Source organism: Streptomyces sp. SCSIO 30461 (assembly GCF_037023745.1).
Classification (GTDB): domain Bacteria; phylum Actinomycetota; class Actinomycetes; order Streptomycetales; family Streptomycetaceae; genus Streptomyces.
The window spans coordinates 1,861,700-1,876,700 of record NZ_CP146101.1 but is presented as its reverse complement, the minus strand read 5'-3'; the positions used below and the strand labels follow the sequence as shown (position 1 = coordinate 1,876,700).

Annotated in this window: 13 protein-coding genes; 3 read left to right on the top strand and 10 right to left on the bottom strand. The window is 70.1% G+C overall.

Going from position 1 to position 15,001, the window contains the following annotated elements:
• Nucleotides 1-223: 223 nt before the first annotated feature.
• Complete coding sequence (locus tag V1460_RS08520; protein WP_338673108.1) at nucleotides 224-1,132, top strand: hypothetical protein; 909 nt, start codon at nucleotides 224-226, stop codon at nucleotides 1,130-1,132.
• Nucleotides 1,133-1,325: 193 nt separating this feature from the next.
• On the opposite strand, the gene gatB is transcribed toward V1460_RS08520, so the two are convergent.
• The 4 genes from gatB to gatC are packed head-to-tail and all read right to left on the bottom strand — an operon-like array spanning nucleotide 1,326 to nucleotide 4,894.
• Nucleotides 1,326-2,840 (bottom strand): Asp-tRNA(Asn)/Glu-tRNA(Gln) amidotransferase subunit GatB, encoded by a 1,515-nt coding sequence (gene gatB, locus V1460_RS08515; protein WP_338673107.1) that lies wholly within the window; start codon nucleotides 2,838-2,840, stop codon nucleotides 1,326-1,328.
• 16 nt (nucleotides 2,841-2,856) lie between these two features.
• Complete coding sequence (locus V1460_RS08510) at nucleotides 2,857-3,096, bottom strand: hypothetical protein (protein WP_338673106.1); 240 nt, start codon at nucleotides 3,094-3,096, stop codon at nucleotides 2,857-2,859.
• A complete protein-coding gene (gene gatA, locus V1460_RS08505; RefSeq protein WP_338673105.1) occupies nucleotides 3,093-4,592 on the bottom strand; it encodes an Asp-tRNA(Asn)/Glu-tRNA(Gln) amidotransferase subunit GatA in 1,500 nt (499 codons plus the stop codon). The genes V1460_RS08510 and gatA overlap by 4 nt, the downstream gene beginning before the upstream one ends.
• Before the next feature lie 5 nt (nucleotides 4,593-4,597).
• Nucleotides 4,598-4,894 (bottom strand): Asp-tRNA(Asn)/Glu-tRNA(Gln) amidotransferase subunit GatC, encoded by a 297-nt coding sequence (gatC, locus tag V1460_RS08500; RefSeq protein WP_338673103.1) that lies wholly within the window; start codon nucleotides 4,892-4,894, stop codon nucleotides 4,598-4,600.
• A 342-nt stretch (nucleotides 4,895-5,236) separates the two neighbouring features.
• On the opposite strand from gatC, the gene V1460_RS08495 reads away from it, so the two are divergent.
• Nucleotides 5,237-5,842, top strand: coding sequence for an SGNH/GDSL hydrolase family protein (locus V1460_RS08495; RefSeq protein WP_338673102.1), 606 nt, complete (start codon nucleotides 5,237-5,239; stop codon nucleotides 5,840-5,842).
• 208 nt (nucleotides 5,843-6,050) lie between these two features.
• Here the strand turns inward: V1460_RS08495 and V1460_RS08490 are convergent, their stop codons facing one another.
• From V1460_RS08490 to mnmA, 6 genes are all read right to left on the bottom strand, one after another.
• Entirely contained in the window at nucleotides 6,051-8,168 is a 2,118-nt protein-coding gene (locus V1460_RS08490) for a bifunctional diguanylate cyclase/phosphodiesterase (protein ID WP_338673101.1), read from the bottom strand.
• A gap of 262 nt (nucleotides 8,169-8,430) precedes the next feature.
• The gene (ligA, locus tag V1460_RS08485) at nucleotides 8,431-10,614 is read right to left on the bottom strand and encodes an NAD-dependent DNA ligase LigA (protein WP_338673100.1); all 2,184 of its coding nucleotides are present in this window, start codon (nucleotides 10,612-10,614) and stop codon (nucleotides 8,431-8,433) included.
• Nucleotides 10,615-10,649: 35 nt separating this feature from the next.
• Nucleotides 10,650-11,666: a methionine synthase gene (locus tag V1460_RS08480; RefSeq protein ID WP_338673098.1), complete on the bottom strand. Its 1,017-nt coding sequence runs from the start codon at nucleotides 11,664-11,666 to the stop codon at nucleotides 10,650-10,652.
• Nucleotides 11,667-11,719: 53 nt separating this feature from the next.
• A complete protein-coding gene (locus V1460_RS08475; protein WP_338673096.1) occupies nucleotides 11,720-12,409 on the bottom strand; it encodes an SDR family oxidoreductase in 690 nt (229 codons plus the stop codon).
• 16 nt (nucleotides 12,410-12,425) lie between these two features.
• Nucleotides 12,426-12,965 (bottom strand): TIGR00730 family Rossman fold protein, encoded by a 540-nt coding sequence (locus tag V1460_RS08470; protein WP_338673095.1) that lies wholly within the window; start codon nucleotides 12,963-12,965, stop codon nucleotides 12,426-12,428.
• A gap of 96 nt (nucleotides 12,966-13,061) precedes the next feature.
• Nucleotides 13,062-14,189, bottom strand: a complete 1,128-nt coding sequence (gene mnmA, locus V1460_RS08465; RefSeq protein ID WP_338673094.1) for a tRNA 2-thiouridine(34) synthase MnmA — start codon at nucleotides 14,187-14,189, stop codon at nucleotides 13,062-13,064.
• 85 nt (nucleotides 14,190-14,274) lie between these two features.
• Here mnmA and V1460_RS08460 point away from each other — a divergent pair, with 85 nt between their 5' ends.
• Nucleotides 14,275-14,958 carry an N-acetylmuramoyl-L-alanine amidase gene (locus V1460_RS08460; RefSeq protein WP_338673093.1) on the top strand — a complete coding sequence of 228 codons (684 nt, stop codon included), beginning with the start codon at nucleotides 14,275-14,277 and terminating at the stop codon, nucleotides 14,956-14,958.
• The last annotated feature ends 43 nt before the right edge of the window (nucleotides 14,959-15,001 follow it).

The window sequence follows — 15,001 nt, the reverse complement described above, 5'->3', positions numbered from 1 at the left end:
GCGCGGGCCGCGGCCTCACCGCGGCCGGTGACGCCCTCTGCGGCTCGGAGGGCCTTGGGCGGTGGCCGCCTTCAGGCATCGCGCCTCAGGCCGTGTCCGAGGAGTCCGCCTGGCGGGGCCAACCACACGGAGCGCTTGGTCGAGATCACGCCAAATGATCCGATCCGTCAGCCGGAGCCGCGAAAACGGCATCGTTGTCATCGCCGCCTGGCAGCATGGAAGCATGACTGATACGGGGGCGTCGAAGACCATTGCTGTCAGATCACCGGGGGAAGCCGCCGAACTCGCCGGACGGTTATGCGACGAGCCGGAGGAGTACGCCGGGCTGCCACCGATCCCGGTGTTGTGCCACGAACCGGGAGCCGCCGCGCTCGACCGGCGCGAGGCGTTCCGGGAGGTGTACGGGGCGATTGCGGACCGTGTGGGAGAGCCGACGCTGTATGGGGGTTCGGCCCAGGGGCCGAACGTCCGCTGGCGGGACGACGGCAACCTGGTGCTGCTGTCCGGTGACCTCTTCGGTGTCCGGCTGTCCGTGCACCATACGGAGTTGCTTGAGGAGGAGGAGTACCGCAGCTTCGCCTGGGGTGCCGTCTCCTCACCGGCCGGGCATCCCGACTTCGATCTGCTGCCGTACAGCTGGCAGTTGTACCGGAGCGGTCCGGGCGAGCGCCCGTTGGCCAGGTCGGACGCCCTGCTCGCCGGTTGCTGGGAGCATTTGGAGATCGCCCTGGAGCTGATGCTCGGTGCCTGGACGGAGCAGTTGCCGGTGCAGCTGCCCGGTGACTGGGCGGGCTTCACGGTCCTGTCCGGCAGGGACCCGGGGCGCGAGCTCGTCGTCTCCTACAGCCCGGACGAGGGCTTGAGCGTGGCCGTTGACGACCGGGACACCGAACAGGGGCCGGGGCGGGAACGCCAGATGCGGGGGCGTGGCTGGCAGGCCAGGGACCGGGGCTGGTGGCAGTCGGTGTTCCATGAGGTGTTCGAGAACGCGCCCAGGCTGGCCGCGCGGCTGACGGTGACGGAGCTGCGGGCGCGCGGAGCCGTGAGCCCCGATGATCTCGTGGTGCGGGATGCGGGGGTCAGCGACCGGGGTGAGCTGTGGCTGCCCGGCCTCGGGATACGCATGGCCTGACATGCTCGTACCCGCTCGGCGCCCATCGCCCGGCGGGTACGACCGCGGTGGGACCGCTGCTGCGGGGGTGCCGGACTCCGGCTCGCCCGCCGTCCGGACACACGCGAGGGCGGGGCACCGGTCGGTGTCCCGCCCTCGTCGCGCATCGCATGCACGTACCGCATGTCACACGTCACGCACGTACCGCTGGGTCTCAGCCCTCGGAAACGCCGAGCTTCTCCAGGATCAGCTCCTTCACCCGGGCCGCGTCAGCCTGGCCGCGCGTGGCCTTCATGACCGCGCCGACCAGTGCGCCGACCGCCGCGACCTTTCCACCGCGGATCTTGTCCGCGATGGCGGCGTTGCCCGCGATGGCATCGTCCACGGCCGTGCCGAGCGCGCCCTCGTCGGAGACGACCTTCAGGCCTCGCTTGTCCACGACGGCGTCCGGGTCGCCCTCGCCCGCGAGGACGCCCTCGATGACCTGGCGGGCCAGTTTGTCGTTGAGCGAACCGCCGGCGACCAGGGCGGTCACCCGAGCCACCTGCTCCGGGGTGATCGGCAGCTCTTCCAGGGCCCGGCCCGACTCGTTGGCGTTACGGGCCAGCTCGCCCATCCACCACTTGCGCGCCGAAGCGGAGTCGGCGCCCGCCTCGATGCTGGCGACGATCAGGTCGACCGCGCCCGCGTTGAGGATCGACTGCATGTCCGTCTCGGAGACGCCCCACTCCTCGCGCAGGCGGTTGCGGCGCACGCGCGGAAGTTCGGGCAGCCCGGCCCTGAGCTCTTCGACCCACTCACGGGCCGGGGCCACGGGCACCAGGTCGGGCTCCGGGAAGTACCGGTAGTCCTCGGCCTCCTCCTTGACCCGGCCGGAGGTCGTGGAGCCGTCCTCCTCGTGGAAGTGGCGGGTCTCCTGGACGATCGTGCCGCCGCCGTTCAGCACGGCGGCATGCCGCTGGATCTCGAAGCGGGCGGCACGCTCCACGCTGCGAAGCGAGTTGACGTTCTTGGTCTCACTACGGGTGCCGAACCGCTCGCTGCCCTTGGGCATCAGCGACAGGTTGACGTCGCAGCGCATCTGGCCCATCTCCATCCGGGCCTCGGACACGCCGAGTGCCTTGATGAGCTCGCGCAGCTCCGCGACATAGGCCTTCGCGACCTCGGGAGCACGGTCACCGGCGCCGGTGATCGGCTTCGTGACGATCTCGATCAGCGGGATGCCGGCACGGTTGTAATCGAGGAGGGAGTGGGACGCGCCGTGGATACGGCCGGTGGCTCCGCCGACATGCGTCGACTTGCCCGTGTCCTCCTCCATGTGGGCGCGTTCGATCTCCACACGGAAGACCTCGCCGTCCTCCAGCTGGACGTCCAGATAGCCGTTGAAGGCGATCGGCTCGTCGTACTGAGAGGTCTGGAAGTTCTTCGGCATGTCCGGGTAGAAGTAGTTCTTCCGGGCGAAGCGGCACCACTCGGCGATCTCGCAGTGCAGCGCGAGACCGATCTTGATGGCGGACTCGACGCCGACGGCGTTCATCACCGGCAGCGAGCCGGGTAGACCGAGGCAGGTGGGGCAGGTCTGCGTGTTGGGCTCCGCGCCCAGCGCGGTGGAGCAGCCGCAGAACATCTTGGTCTTGGTGCCGAGCTCGACATGGACCTCAAGGCCCATGACGGGGTCGTAGGCCGCGAGGGCGTCCTCGTACGACACCAGTTCAGTCGTGACGGTCACGGTGAAACTTTCCCTCTCAGCCGAACAGGACGTCGTCGTCGCCCAGGCGCTTGAGCTCCCGGTAGAGGATCGCCAGTCCGGTGACGATGGCGGCGGCGGACACCGCCGCGTCGATCAGGCGGAGCGTGTCGTGCTCCAGGCGCGCCTTCTTGGCCTGCTTGGCGACGCTGACCGCGCCCACCGCGGTGCTGGCCATGGCCAGATAGGTGCCGGTCTTGGACTTCCTGAAGCCCTTGGCCTTCTGCAGCGTGCTCACAGTGACGGTGCCTCCTCCAGCAGCGGGTGGCCCCACTTCGCGACGAAGGCGGCCTCGACGGCGGCGCCCACCTTGTAGAGGCGGTCGTCCTTCATGGCGGGGGCGATGATCTGCAAACCGACCGGGAGGTTGTCCTCCGGCGCCAGGCCGCAGGGCAGCGACATCGCCGCGTTGCCGGCCAGGTTGGTCGGGATGGTGCACAGGTCGGCGAGGTACATCGCCATCGGGTCGTCGGCGCGCTCGCCGATCGGGAAGGCGGTGGTCGGGGTGGTCGGCGAGACGATCACGTCGACCTGCTCGAAGGCCTTCTCGAAATCGCGGGTGATGAGCGTACGGACCTTCTGGGCACTGCCGTAGTACGCGTCGTAGTAGCCGGACGACAGCGCGTAGGTGCCCAGCATGATTCGGCGCTTGACCTCGTCGCCGAAGCCCGCCTCACGGGTGAGGGCGGTGACGTCCTCGGCGGACCGGGTCCCGTCGTCGCCGACCCGCAGTCCGTAGCGCATGGCGTCGAAGCGGGCGAGGTTGGACGAGCACTCGGACGGGGCGATCAGGTAGTAGGCGGAGAGCCCGAGGTCGAAGGACGGGCAGTCCAGCTCGACGATCTCGGCGCCCATCTCCTTCAGCATCTCGACGGACTCGTCGAAGCGCTGGAGGACGCCCGCCTGGTAGCCCTCACCGCGGAACTGCTTGACCACACCGACCCGCATCCCGGCCACCGAGCCGTTGCGCGCGGCCTCGACCACCGGCGGTACCGGGGCGTCGATGGAGGTGGAGTCCAGCGGGTCGTGCCCGGCGATGACCTCGTGCAGCAGCGCCGCGTCCAGCACCGTGCGGGCGCACGGGCCACCCTGGTCCAGGGACGAGGAGAAGGCGACCATGCCGTAGCGGGAGACCGCGCCGTAGGTGGGCTTCACGCCGACGGTGCCGGTGACGGCGGCGGGCTGGCGGATCGAACCGCCGGTGTCCGTGCCGATGGCCAGCGGAGCCTCGTAGGAGGCCAGGGCGGCGGACGAGCCGCCTCCGGAGCCGCCGGGGATCCGGGTCAGGTCCCAGGGGTTGCCGGTCGGGCCGTACGCGCTGTTCTCGGTGGAGGACCCCATGGCGAACTCGTCCATGTTGGTCTTGCCGAGGATCACGACGTCAGCGGCCTTCAACCGCTTGGTGAGCGTGGCGTCGTACGGCGGGATCCAGCCTTCGAGGATCTTGGAGCCGACCGTGGTCGGGATGCCCTCGGTGGTGAAGATGTCCTTCAGCGCCAGCGGCACACCGGCCAGCGGGCCCAGCTTCTCGCCGCGCGCGCGCTTCTCGTCCACGGCGCGGGCCTGCGCGAGCGCGCCCTCGCGGTCGACGTGCAGGAAGGCGTGCACCTTCTCGTCCACGGCCTCGATACGGGCCAGGTGCGCCTCGGTGACCTCGACGGCGGTGAGCTCGCCGGAGACGATCTTCGCGGCGATCTCGGCCGCGGTGAGCTTGATGATGGTGCTGTCCGTCATGGCGGTCAGTCCTCCCCCAGGATCTGCGGCACCTTGAAACGCTGCTGCTCCTGCGCGGGTGCGCCGGAGAGCACCTGCTCGGGGGTGAGCGACGGACGGACCTCATCCGCGCGCATGACGTTGGTCAGCGGCAGCGGGTGGGAGGTCGGCGGCACGTCTTGGTCGGCGACCTCGGCGACGCGGGCGACCGCGCCGATGATGTCGTCCAGCTGTCCGGCGAAGTGGTCGAGCTCTTCGGCCTTCAGCTCCAGACGCGCCAGCCGGGCGAGGTGGGCGACCTCCTCGCGCGTGATGCCAGGCATGCAGCGATCCTCAGGGTGAGTGCTTCGGGTTTTGGCCCAATCCTATGGGGCGGCCACCCCTGCCCGCGAAACGCTTTGCCCGGCCGCTCTCCGGCGGCGGTGGAGCCGGGGCACCCGGGTGGACTCCGTGCCCTCCCGCGCACGGCTGCCGCGGGTCCCACGATCCGATGGGGTAGCGATGGGGCGGTGCGTACGATCATGGCCGCCGACGGGCCGGTGATCGCCCGGATCATGGTCGGCGCCGGCCTGGCCCGGCAGGTATGTGACCGAGTTCATGGCGCTCGCAGCGCTGAACGCGGGCGGTGTCGTAGATGATCTACGGGGCGCGAAGGGGGAATCCCGATGATCCGACTGTCCGACGGACCGATGACCTGGGTGGCCGCGGGTGACAGCATCACACATGGCGTGCTGCACACCCACGGCGCGCGGGGATGGGTCGAGCACGTACACGAGCGGGTGCGCTGGCAGCTCGACCGGTTGACCGACATCGTGGTGAACACCGGTGTCTCGGGCTGGACGGCCACCGAGGTACTCGCCTCCTACGACCATCTGATCGGCCGCTTCTCCCCCGACGTGCTCTCCGTATCCCTCGGTACCAACGACGCCCTCGACGGACCAGCCGCCCTCCCCGGGTTCCACCGGGCGATGCGGGCGATCATCGCGCGCACCGCAGGCGCACAGATCGTGGTCCACACCCCGGTACCGGTCGGCGAGACCGGGCGGGCCAGACGCGCCACGCTGCCGGACTACTGCCAGGCCGTACGCGAGATCGCGAGGGACACCGGCGCCCTCCTCGTCGATCACGAGGCGTACTGGAACGCGCGGTTCGGCGCCGAGGATCCGATCCCCTGGCTGGACGATCCGGTGCACCCGAACGCCGTCGGGCATCTCCACATGGCCAACCACACCCTGCGCACGCTCGGTCTGGGTGAACTCCGGCCGCTGTAGCCGCTGCTGGCCTTGACCAACCCACACACCAGCGTAGGACCGACTGAGCGGTTCCCGCGAAGTCCGGCGCAGCCCTGGGCCCCCGAAGGCCGAGCCCGCCGTGTCGCGACTGTCCTGGGGTGGAGGGCGGCCCGCGCGTCGAGGAGGACAGGGCCGTCGCAGGTGATCCGGCAACGGCGAGGCGCCCGGCCGCGGAGGCGTTCGAGGTTCACGACATGGCCGGCGGCCTGTCCGCGTCCGCGGGTGCCGCGGCGGGCAGCTCGCCCACGGGGCGGCGCCAGCCGTGTTCGCCGCGGGCACGGAGCCAGGCCGTGGTCTCCTGCGGCGGCATCGCCGCGGCGACCAGCCAGCCCTGGACCGCGTCGCAGCCCAGGTCCCGCAGCCGCTCCCAGGTCTCGTCGTCCTCGACCCCTTCCGCCACCACGAGCAGCCCCAGCGAATGGGCCAGGTCGACGGTGCAACGGACGATCGCGGCGTCCTGGATGTCGATCGCGAGGCGGGCCACGAACGAACGGTCGATCTTCAGCTCGCTCACCGGAAGACGGCGCAGATGTACCAGCGAGGAGTAGCCGGTACCGAAATCGTCGAGGGACATCTTCACTCCGTGGCCCGCGAGCCCGGCCAGAGTGTCGGCGGCGCGCTGGGGATCCTCCAGCAGCACATGCTCGGTGATCTCCAGCTGGAGGGCTCCGGCGGGGACCCCGTGCCGGGCCAGCCGGGCCGCGACGGCCCCGGCGAATCCGGGGGTGTGGACATCGCGCGGCGACACATTGACGGCGACCGGGACGTGCAGCCCCTCGGCCCGCCATCGGGCCACCTGGGCGAGCGCGGTCTCCAGGACGTACTCCGTCAGACGGGGCATCAGTCCGGAGGATTCGGCGATGGCGATGAACTCGTCCGGCGGGACCCGGCCGCGGTCCGGGTGCACCCAGCGCACCAGCGCCTCGAGTCCGACCACCTGGCCGTCGAAGCCGACCTTGGGCTGGTAGTGCAGCTCCACGTCTCCGGCGTCCAGCGCCCTGCGCAGATCGCCCAGCAGCCCGAGCCGGTCCGGTGTGTTTGAGTCCCTTTTCGATTCGTACACCTCGACGCCGGAGCGATCGCGTTTCGCCTGGTACATCGCCACGTCCGCGCGCCTGAGCAAATCTTCGGCGTCCACCGCGTGATCGGGGAAGACCGCGAGTCCCGCGCTTGCCTCCAGCACGAGGGTGAGTCCGTCCAGATCGAGCGGTGAGGAGAGCCGGCCGACCAGTTGGCGGGCGACGCGCTGGGCGCTGGTGGCGGAGTCCGTGGTGGGCAGCAGTACGGCGAACTCGTCGCCGCCGAGCCTGGCCGCCTCCGCGCCGCGCGGCAGGGCGGCCCTCAGCCGTTCGGCGATCTGGAGCAGCAGCCGGTCGCCCGCCAGATGCCCGAGGGTGTCATTGACCGACCGGAAGCGGTCGAGGTCGATGAGGACGAGTGCGGACCGGGCGCCTACGCCCTCGGCTTCCTCGATCGCAGCCCAGGTCCGCTCCAGCAGCCACTGCCGGTTGGGCATCCCGGTCAGCGGATCACGCAACTGCTCCTCGGCCCGGGCCCGGGCGATCCACAGGGTGGAGTCCAGGGCGATCAGCGGCACGGCGAACAGCGGCAGCAGGATCGGCAGCGCCGTCGCCACCACACAGATCAGCGGGGCGATGCCGAGCAGCGCCACCGCGACAAGGCCCTGCCGTAGCAGGGCCGTACGGGCGGCGGTGGGGAGTCCGCCGCTCTGCGGTGCCAGCGTGTACCACAGCACCGTTCGGGTGACGCCGAGATAGGCGGTGGCCGCGAGCACCACTTCCGGCCCGGCGTCGGCACCCCAGTCCAGGGGTGACCAGGGCTGGTCCACCGTCGGCACGTCGCCGAACGCGGCGAGCACCAGGGCCGCGGCGCCGACGCCCAGTACATCCGCCGCGCCGTGCAGCAGCCCTTGCCGCCAGCGGTGTCTGCGGGCTGCGCCGACGAGCAGCACGACCGTCAGGCTGACCAGCCCCGCGGGCACCCACCCGTAGAGCAGCAGCACGGCGAGGGTGAGGGCGGCACCCGAGCCGGTGCCGCCCCACCAGCGGTCGCGGCCCAGTGCGACCAAATGGCTGACGATGAGGCCCGTGAGCACAGCGAGGGACCAGCCCTCGACCCCTACAGGGAACAGGGGGTGTCCCTGGGTCAGTGCCGCGACGATGCCCGCTGCCAGGGTGAGGGCGGCCAGCCCGGCGACCAGGAAGGGCATCCTGGCGGCGATATGTGCAAACCCCCGGAAACCACGCGGCCGTGAGACCGGGGCGGCGCTCTCGGTCGGTTCCATACCCGTCCCTCTCACAGCCGGCGGTGCCGATGCCACGCGATGGGCTCCCTGTCATGCCACCACGGCCGGAACCTCACCACGCAGCCGTGTACGACAGGCGCACAACTCAACACTAGGCTGCGGAAGGCTCGGACGGGCAGCGCTCTACAGCTCTTGCCCGATTGAGGCCCAGCCACCCTTATCTCTCTGATATGCGCTGATCGGGTGAACCCACCAGAGGGAACAGTCGATCATACGTGCCATTCTTGACCGCACTTCGGCTCTACTCCTCGACCGGCATCGCGGCCTCACGTGCCGCGTCCGCCCCCTCGCCGAGGAGCACCCCGAAGCCGTCCTCGTCCAGCACCGGCACCTTCAGCTGCATCGCCTTGTCGTACTTGGAGCCCGGGCTGTCACCGACCACCACGAATGAGGTCTTCTTGGAGACCGACCCCGTCACCTTCGCCCCGAGGCCCTGAAGGGCGTCCTTGGCGCCGTCTCTCGTGTACTTCTGCAGGGTGCCGGTGACGACGACCGTAAGGCCCTCCAGCGGACGCGGCCCCACGTCCTCACCGGCGCCCTCGTCCTCCATCCGGACCCCCGCTGTCCGCCACTTGCGCAGGATCTCGCGGTGCCAGTCCTCCTCGAACCACTGCTTCAAGGAGGCCGCGATGGTCGGTCCGACGCCCTCGACCGCGGCCAGCTCCTCCTCCGACGCCTGCTCGATCCGCTCGATGGAGCGGAACTCGCGGGCCAGCGCCTCGGCCGCCACCGGGCCGACATGACGGATGGACAGACCCGTGATGACGCGGGCCAGCGGGCGCTCCTTGGCCGCCGCGATGTTCTCCAGCAACGCCAAGGTGTTCTTCTTCGGCTCGCCCAGCTGGTTGGCGAAAACCGTGACGATCTTCTCCTCACCGGTCTTCGGGTCGCGCTTGGGCAGTCCGCTGTCCTGGTCCAGGACATAGGCCTTGATGGGCAGCAGCTTCTCGACCGTCAGGTCGAACAGATCGCCCTCGTCCGCCAGCGGCGGATCCGCCGGCTCCAGGGGCTTGGTGAGCGCCGCCGCCGCGACATAGCCGAAGGCCTCGATGTCCAGGCACTTGCGCCCACCGAGATAGAACAGCCGCTCACGCAACTGGGCTGGGCAACTGCGGCTGTTGGGGCAGCGGAGGTCGATGTCGCCCTCCTTCATCGGCCGCAGCGCCGTACCGCACTCGGGGCACTCGGCGGGCATCACGAACTCCCGCTCACTGCCGTCCCTCAGATCCACCACAGGACCGAGGATCTCCGGGATGACATCGCCTGCCTTGCGCAGCACGACGGTGTCACCGATCAGCACTCCCTTGGCCTTTACCACGTCCTGGTTGTGCAGCGTGGCGAACTCGACCTCGGAACCGGCCACCTTGACCGGCTCCACCTGCGCGTAGGGAGTGACCCGGCCCGTACGGCCCACACCCACACGGATGTTGACCAGCTTGGTGTTGACCTCCTCCGGGGCGTACTTCCAGGCGATCGCCCACCGCGGAGCCCGGGAGGTGGAGCCCAGCCGCCCCTGAAGCGGAATCTCGTCCAACTTGACGACGACTCCGTCGATCTCGTGCTCGACGGAGTGCCGGTGCTCTCCGTAGTACGCGATGAAGTCGCGCACCTCGTCCAGAGAGCCGACCACCTTGTTGTGCTGTGCCGTCGGCAGACCCCATTCGTGCAGCAGCTCGTAGGCCTCCGACAGCCTGGTGATCTCCAGACCGTCACGCGCCCCGATGCCGTGCACCACCATGTGCAGCGGAAGCGCCGCCGTGGCCTTCGGGTCCTTCTGGCGCAGCGAACCCGACGCCGAGTTGCGCGGGTTGGCGTACGGCTGCTCGCCTGCCGCGACCCGCCGCGCGTTGAGCTCCTCGAACGCCTCCATCGGAAAGTAGACCTCGCCCCGGATCTCGACCAGATCCGGGATGCGGTCGCCCTTCAGCCGATCGGGGATGTCCCCGATCGTCCGTACGTTCGGCGTGATGTCCTCGCCGGTGCGGCCGTCACCACGGGTCGCCGCCCGGGTCAGCCGCCCCTTCTCGTACGTCAGGTTGACCGCGAGACCGTCGACCTTCAGCTCGCACAGGAAGTGGTACGCGGACGTCCCGACCTCCTTGGCGATCCGGTCGGCCCAGCCCGCCAGCTCGACCTCGTCGAAAGCGTTGTCCAGCGACAGCATCCGCTCGCGGTGCTCGACTGCGGTGAACTCCGTCTCGTAGGCCCCGGCGACCTTCTGGGTCGGCGAGTCGGGCGTGCGCAGCTCCGGATACTCGTCCTCCAGCACCTCCAGCGCCCGCAGCAGCTTGTCGAACTCGGCGTCGCTGATGACCGGCTGGTCTTTCACGTAGTACCGGAAGCGGTGCTCCTCGATCTGCTCCGCCAGCTGGGCGTGGCCCTCCCGTGCCTCCGAGGGCACCGTCCCCTGCTGTTCGACAGCCACCGTGATGTCCTCCCGTTACCTCAGCCCCAAGTCCACTACTCAGGGTTGTCCGCGAGTGATCTCGCCGCCCTGACACAGTGCGCGAGCGCCGCCCGCGCATAGGCGGGCGAAGCACCCGCCAGCCCACACGAAGGAGTGATTACCACAGACCCCTCAAGAGTCCCCGGACTCAGCCCCAGCCTGCGCCACAGCGTCCTGACACCCATGACGCTACCGCCCGGGTCCGACAACGGGCCGTCTGCGGATGCGACCACCCCGGCCAGAAGCTTCGTACCACCTTCGACCGCCTCGCCGATCGCCTCCTCATCACGCTCGGTGAGCAGGCTGAAATCGAACGAGACCCCGGTGGCCCCGGCCCTGCGCAACAGCGCGAACGGCACGTCCGGGGCGCAGGAGTGCACCACCACGGGGCCGTCCGTGACCGCCCGCACATCACGCAGCGCGCTCTCCACGAGCTGCCGGTCCACCGCCCGGTGCGTCCGGTAACCGCTGGCGGTCCTGATCCGCCCGCGCAGCACCGCGGTGAGGGACGGCTCGTCGAGCTGAAGCACCAGCCGTGCTTCCGGAACCCGCCGCCGCACCTCGGCGAGATGCCCGCGCAGCCCCTCGGTGAGCGAGGCCGCGAGGTCACGGCAGGCTCCCGGGTCGGCCAGCGCAGCCTCGCCGTTCCGCAGCTCCAGCGCGGCGGCCAGCGTCCACGGCCCGACGGCCTGGACCTTCAGCGGACCCTCGTATCCCTGGGTGAACTCCTCCAGCGCGTCCAGGTCCTCGCCGAGCCACGACCTGGCGCGCCGGGTATCGCGCCCCGGCCGGTCGCTGACCCGCCAGCCGCTCGGCTCGACATGCCCGTACATGTCCACCAGCAGGCCGATGGTCCGGCCGATCATGTCCGAGCCCGGGCCCCTGGCGGGGAGTTCGGGCAGAAACGGGAAGTTATCGAAGGAGCCGGTGACGGTCTTGGCCGCCTCGCGGGCATCGCCGCCCGGCATGGAGCCGACGCCGGTTGCCCGGCCCCACACGAAGTCCTCGACGGTCCCGCCTGTCCGTTCCACCCGATCCATCCGGTCTGTGCGGTCTGTTCGGCTTGCCTGTTCCGTTCGGTCTGTCACAGTCCCGGCCGCACCGTGAGGTCGTTGATCTCCGCGTCACGCGGCAGATCGAGTGCTGTGAGGATCGTCGTCGCGACCGACTCCGTGCCGATCCAGCGGGCCGGGTCGTACTCCTTGCCTTCCTGCTGGTGCACCTTGGCCTGCATCGGACTGGCGGTACGCCCCGGGTAGACCGAACTGACCCGGATGCCGTTGGGCCTCTCCTCCTGGCGCAGCGAGTCTGCGAGGGCCTTGAGACCGTGCTTGGAGGCCGCGTAGGCACTCCAGTCCGCGTGGGCGTTGAGCCCGGCGCCCGAGTTCACGAAGATCACCGTGCCCTGTGCGACCCGCAGTTGCGGCAGTACCAGCCGGGTCAGCTCGGCCGGCCCGACCAGGTTCACATCGAGTTGGGCATGCCAGGCCCTCGGGGTGAGCTCGCCGACCGGCCCCAGGTCCACGATTCCGGCGATGTGCAGCAGCGAGTCGACGCGTTCCGGCATGGTCTGGTGCGAGAACGCCCAGGAGAGCCGGTCGGGCGCGGCGAGGTCGCCGACGAGCGTGCGGGCGCCGGGATACGCCTGGGCAAGCTCCTTGGCGCGGCCCGCGTCGCGCGCCAGCAGCACGAGTTCGTCCCCGCGCTCGTGCAGACGCCGTGTGACGGCGGCGCCGATGCCGGAGCCCGCGCCGGTGATCAGATGGGTAGCCATGAAGACCATGCTCGCATCACCGCACGCCCGAGGACTCCTCAAGGTAGGCAAGGGCGCCGACGGGCTCCTCGGCGAAGAACACCAGGTCGCCCAGGGGCACCGGCAGGAAGCCCTCGGCATCCATACGCAGGAACTGCTGCCTGAGACCGTCGTAGAAGCCCGCGGTGTTGAGCAGCACCACCGGCATGGTGGCGTGTCCGTGCTTCTTCAGTTCCAGGATCTCGGTGGCCTCGTCCAGGGTGCCCGTACCACCGACCATGATCACCACGGCATCCGCCCGGCCGAGCATCTGCGCCTTGCGCTCGGCGAGATCGCGTGCCACGACCATCTCGTCGGCGACGGCGCGCGACCGGTCCGAGAGGAACTCCACGGACACACCGACCAGGCGCCCTCCGGCCTCCTGCACACCGTCGGCGACGACCTTCATCAGGCCGACGTCCGACCCTCCCCAGACGAGTGTGTGGCCGCCTTTGCCGAGCAGTTCGGCGAACTCACGGGCGGGCCGGGTGTAGCGCTCGTCCAGGTCGGCGGCGGACAGGAAGACACAGATGTTCATACGGTCACATTACGGGGCGCCCGCGGGGTCCCCGCACCGTGCCGACGAGTCAACCGCACCGGGGCGGCAGCCGGCGGAGCGGGCCTGATCCCCTGCCTACGCGACCGCGTCCGCGCCCCGCCGTACCGTCGTCGCAATCGTCGCCGAGCCGACCACGCGGGTGCCGTCGTACAGCACGATCGCCTGGCCGGGCGCCACTCCGCGCACCGGCTCGCCGAAGGCGACCTTCAGCTCGCCGTCGGTCAGCTCGGCGGTGACCTCGGTCTCGCCGCCGTGGGCGCGCAGCTGAGCGGTGTAGCCGCCCGGACCCTGCGGGGCGGCGCCGCACCAGCGCGGCTTGATCGCGGTCAGCGCGCTGACCGCGAGCGCTTCGGCCGGTCCCACCGTGACCGTGTTGTTCACGGGAGAGATGTCCAATACGTAACGCGGCTTGCCGTCAGGCGCCGGGTGGCCGATGCGCAGCCCCTTGCGTTGACCGATGGTGAAGCCGTACGCGCCCTCGTGCGTACCGAGCTTCGCACCGGTCTCATCCACGATGTCGCCTTCCGCCCTGCCGAGGCGGTCGGCGAGGAAGCCCTGGGTGTCACCGTCCGCGATGAAGCAGATGTCGTGGCTGTCGGGCTTCTTCGCCACGGCGAGACCGCGCCGCTCGGCCTCCGCGCGGATCTCGTCCTTGGTGGTGAGGGTGTCGCCGAGCGGGAACATCGCGTGGGCGAGCTGCTTCTCGTCGAGCACACCCAGCACATACGACTGGTCCTTGGCCATGTCGCTCGCCCGGTGCAGCTCCCGGCCGCCGTCCTCCCGGACGACCACCGTGGCGTAGTGGCCGGTGCACACGGCGTCGAAGCCGAGCGCCAGGGCCTTGTCCAGCAGCGCGGCGAACTTGATCTTCTCGTTGCAGCGCAGGCACGGGTTGGGCGTACGGCCGGCCTCGTACTCCGCGACGAAGTCCTCCACGACGTCCTCGCGAAAGCGCTCGGCGAGGTCCCACACGTAGAAGGGGATGCCGATGACATCGGCGGCGCGGCGTGCGTCGCGCGAGTCCTCGATGGTGCAGCAGCCGCGGGCACCGGTGCGGAAGGACTGGGGGTTAGCGGAGAGCGCCAGGTGCACGCCGGTGACATCGTGCCCGGCTTCGACGGCGCGGGCGGCGGCGACGGCGGAGTCCACACCGCCGGACATGGCGGCGAGCACACGGAGCGGACGCGGAGGAGTCTGAGTCATAGCCCTACCAGGGTACGGGGCTCCGGGAACCGCCGACTCACGAGTAAGCGTTCATCTGTGAGAGAGCAGGCGGCATAGGGGTGGCATGGGCAGCAGTGGAGACGGACGGCGAGGTGTCGGCCGCAGGGTGGTGCTGATCGGCGGCGGGGCCGCGCTCGTGGGCACGGGTGTGGCGGCCCATGACGAGCTGAGGCGCTGGTGGTGGCGGCTGCCCGGGGTCGAGAAGAAGCGGGTGGAGGGCGAACTCGACCACCCGGGGGCGCTGTGGACTGCGGCGTCCAGGGCCAACTGGCGCAGGGCCGACCGCCCTGACGACTACGGGATCGACCGGGTGGTGATCCATGTCGTCCAGGGCAGCTACGCGACCGCGCTGAAGGTCTTCAAGGACCCGGGGCACCGCGCGGCGACCCACTATGTGGTGGGCAAGGACGGGCGGACGGCCCAGCTGGTACGTGAACTCGACGTGGCGTACCACGCCGGGAGCCGCTCGATGAACGAGCGCAGTATCGGGATCGAGCACGAGGGCTTCGTGGACCGGCCGCAGGACTTCACGGACGCGATGTACTCCGCGTCGGCGCGGCTGACGGCCGGGATCTGCCGGCGGTACGGAGTCCCGGTGGACCGGGAGCACATCATCGGGCATGTGGAGGTGCCGGGTGCGGACCACACCGATCCCGGTCCGCACTGGGACTGGGACCGTTATCTGAGGCTGGTGCGCTCGGCTCCCCTGCCGAAGGAGTCCGATGTGTCCAGCGCTGTGACCGGATAGGTTCACCGGCTCGCGACGCCCGGCAAACCGATCCGGCCACGGC

Coding starts and splice junctions, on each gene's coding strand:
- V1460_RS08520 (WP_338673108.1), top strand. CDS start 224: ATGACTGATACGGGGGCGTCGAAGACCATTGCTGTCAGATCACCGGGG.
- gatA (WP_338673105.1), bottom strand. CDS start 4,592: ATGACGGACAGCACCATCATCAAGCTCACCGCGGCCGAGATCGCCGCG.
- gatC (WP_338673103.1), bottom strand. CDS start 4,894: ATGCCTGGCATCACGCGCGAGGAGGTCGCCCACCTCGCCCGGCTGGCG.
- V1460_RS08495 (WP_338673102.1), top strand. CDS start 5,237: ATGATCCGACTGTCCGACGGACCGATGACCTGGGTGGCCGCGGGTGAC.
- V1460_RS08490 (WP_338673101.1), bottom strand. CDS start 8,168: ATGGAACCGACCGAGAGCGCCGCCCCGGTCTCACGGCCGCGTGGTTTC.
- V1460_RS08475 (WP_338673096.1), bottom strand. CDS start 12,409: ATGGCTACCCATCTGATCACCGGCGCGGGCTCCGGCATCGGCGCCGCC.
- V1460_RS08470 (WP_338673095.1), bottom strand. CDS start 12,965: ATGAACATCTGTGTCTTCCTGTCCGCCGCCGACCTGGACGAGCGCTAC.
- mnmA (WP_338673094.1), bottom strand. CDS start 14,189: ATGACTCAGACTCCTCCGCGTCCGCTCCGTGTGCTCGCCGCCATGTCC.
- V1460_RS08460 (WP_338673093.1), top strand. CDS start 14,275: ATGGGCAGCAGTGGAGACGGACGGCGAGGTGTCGGCCGCAGGGTGGTG.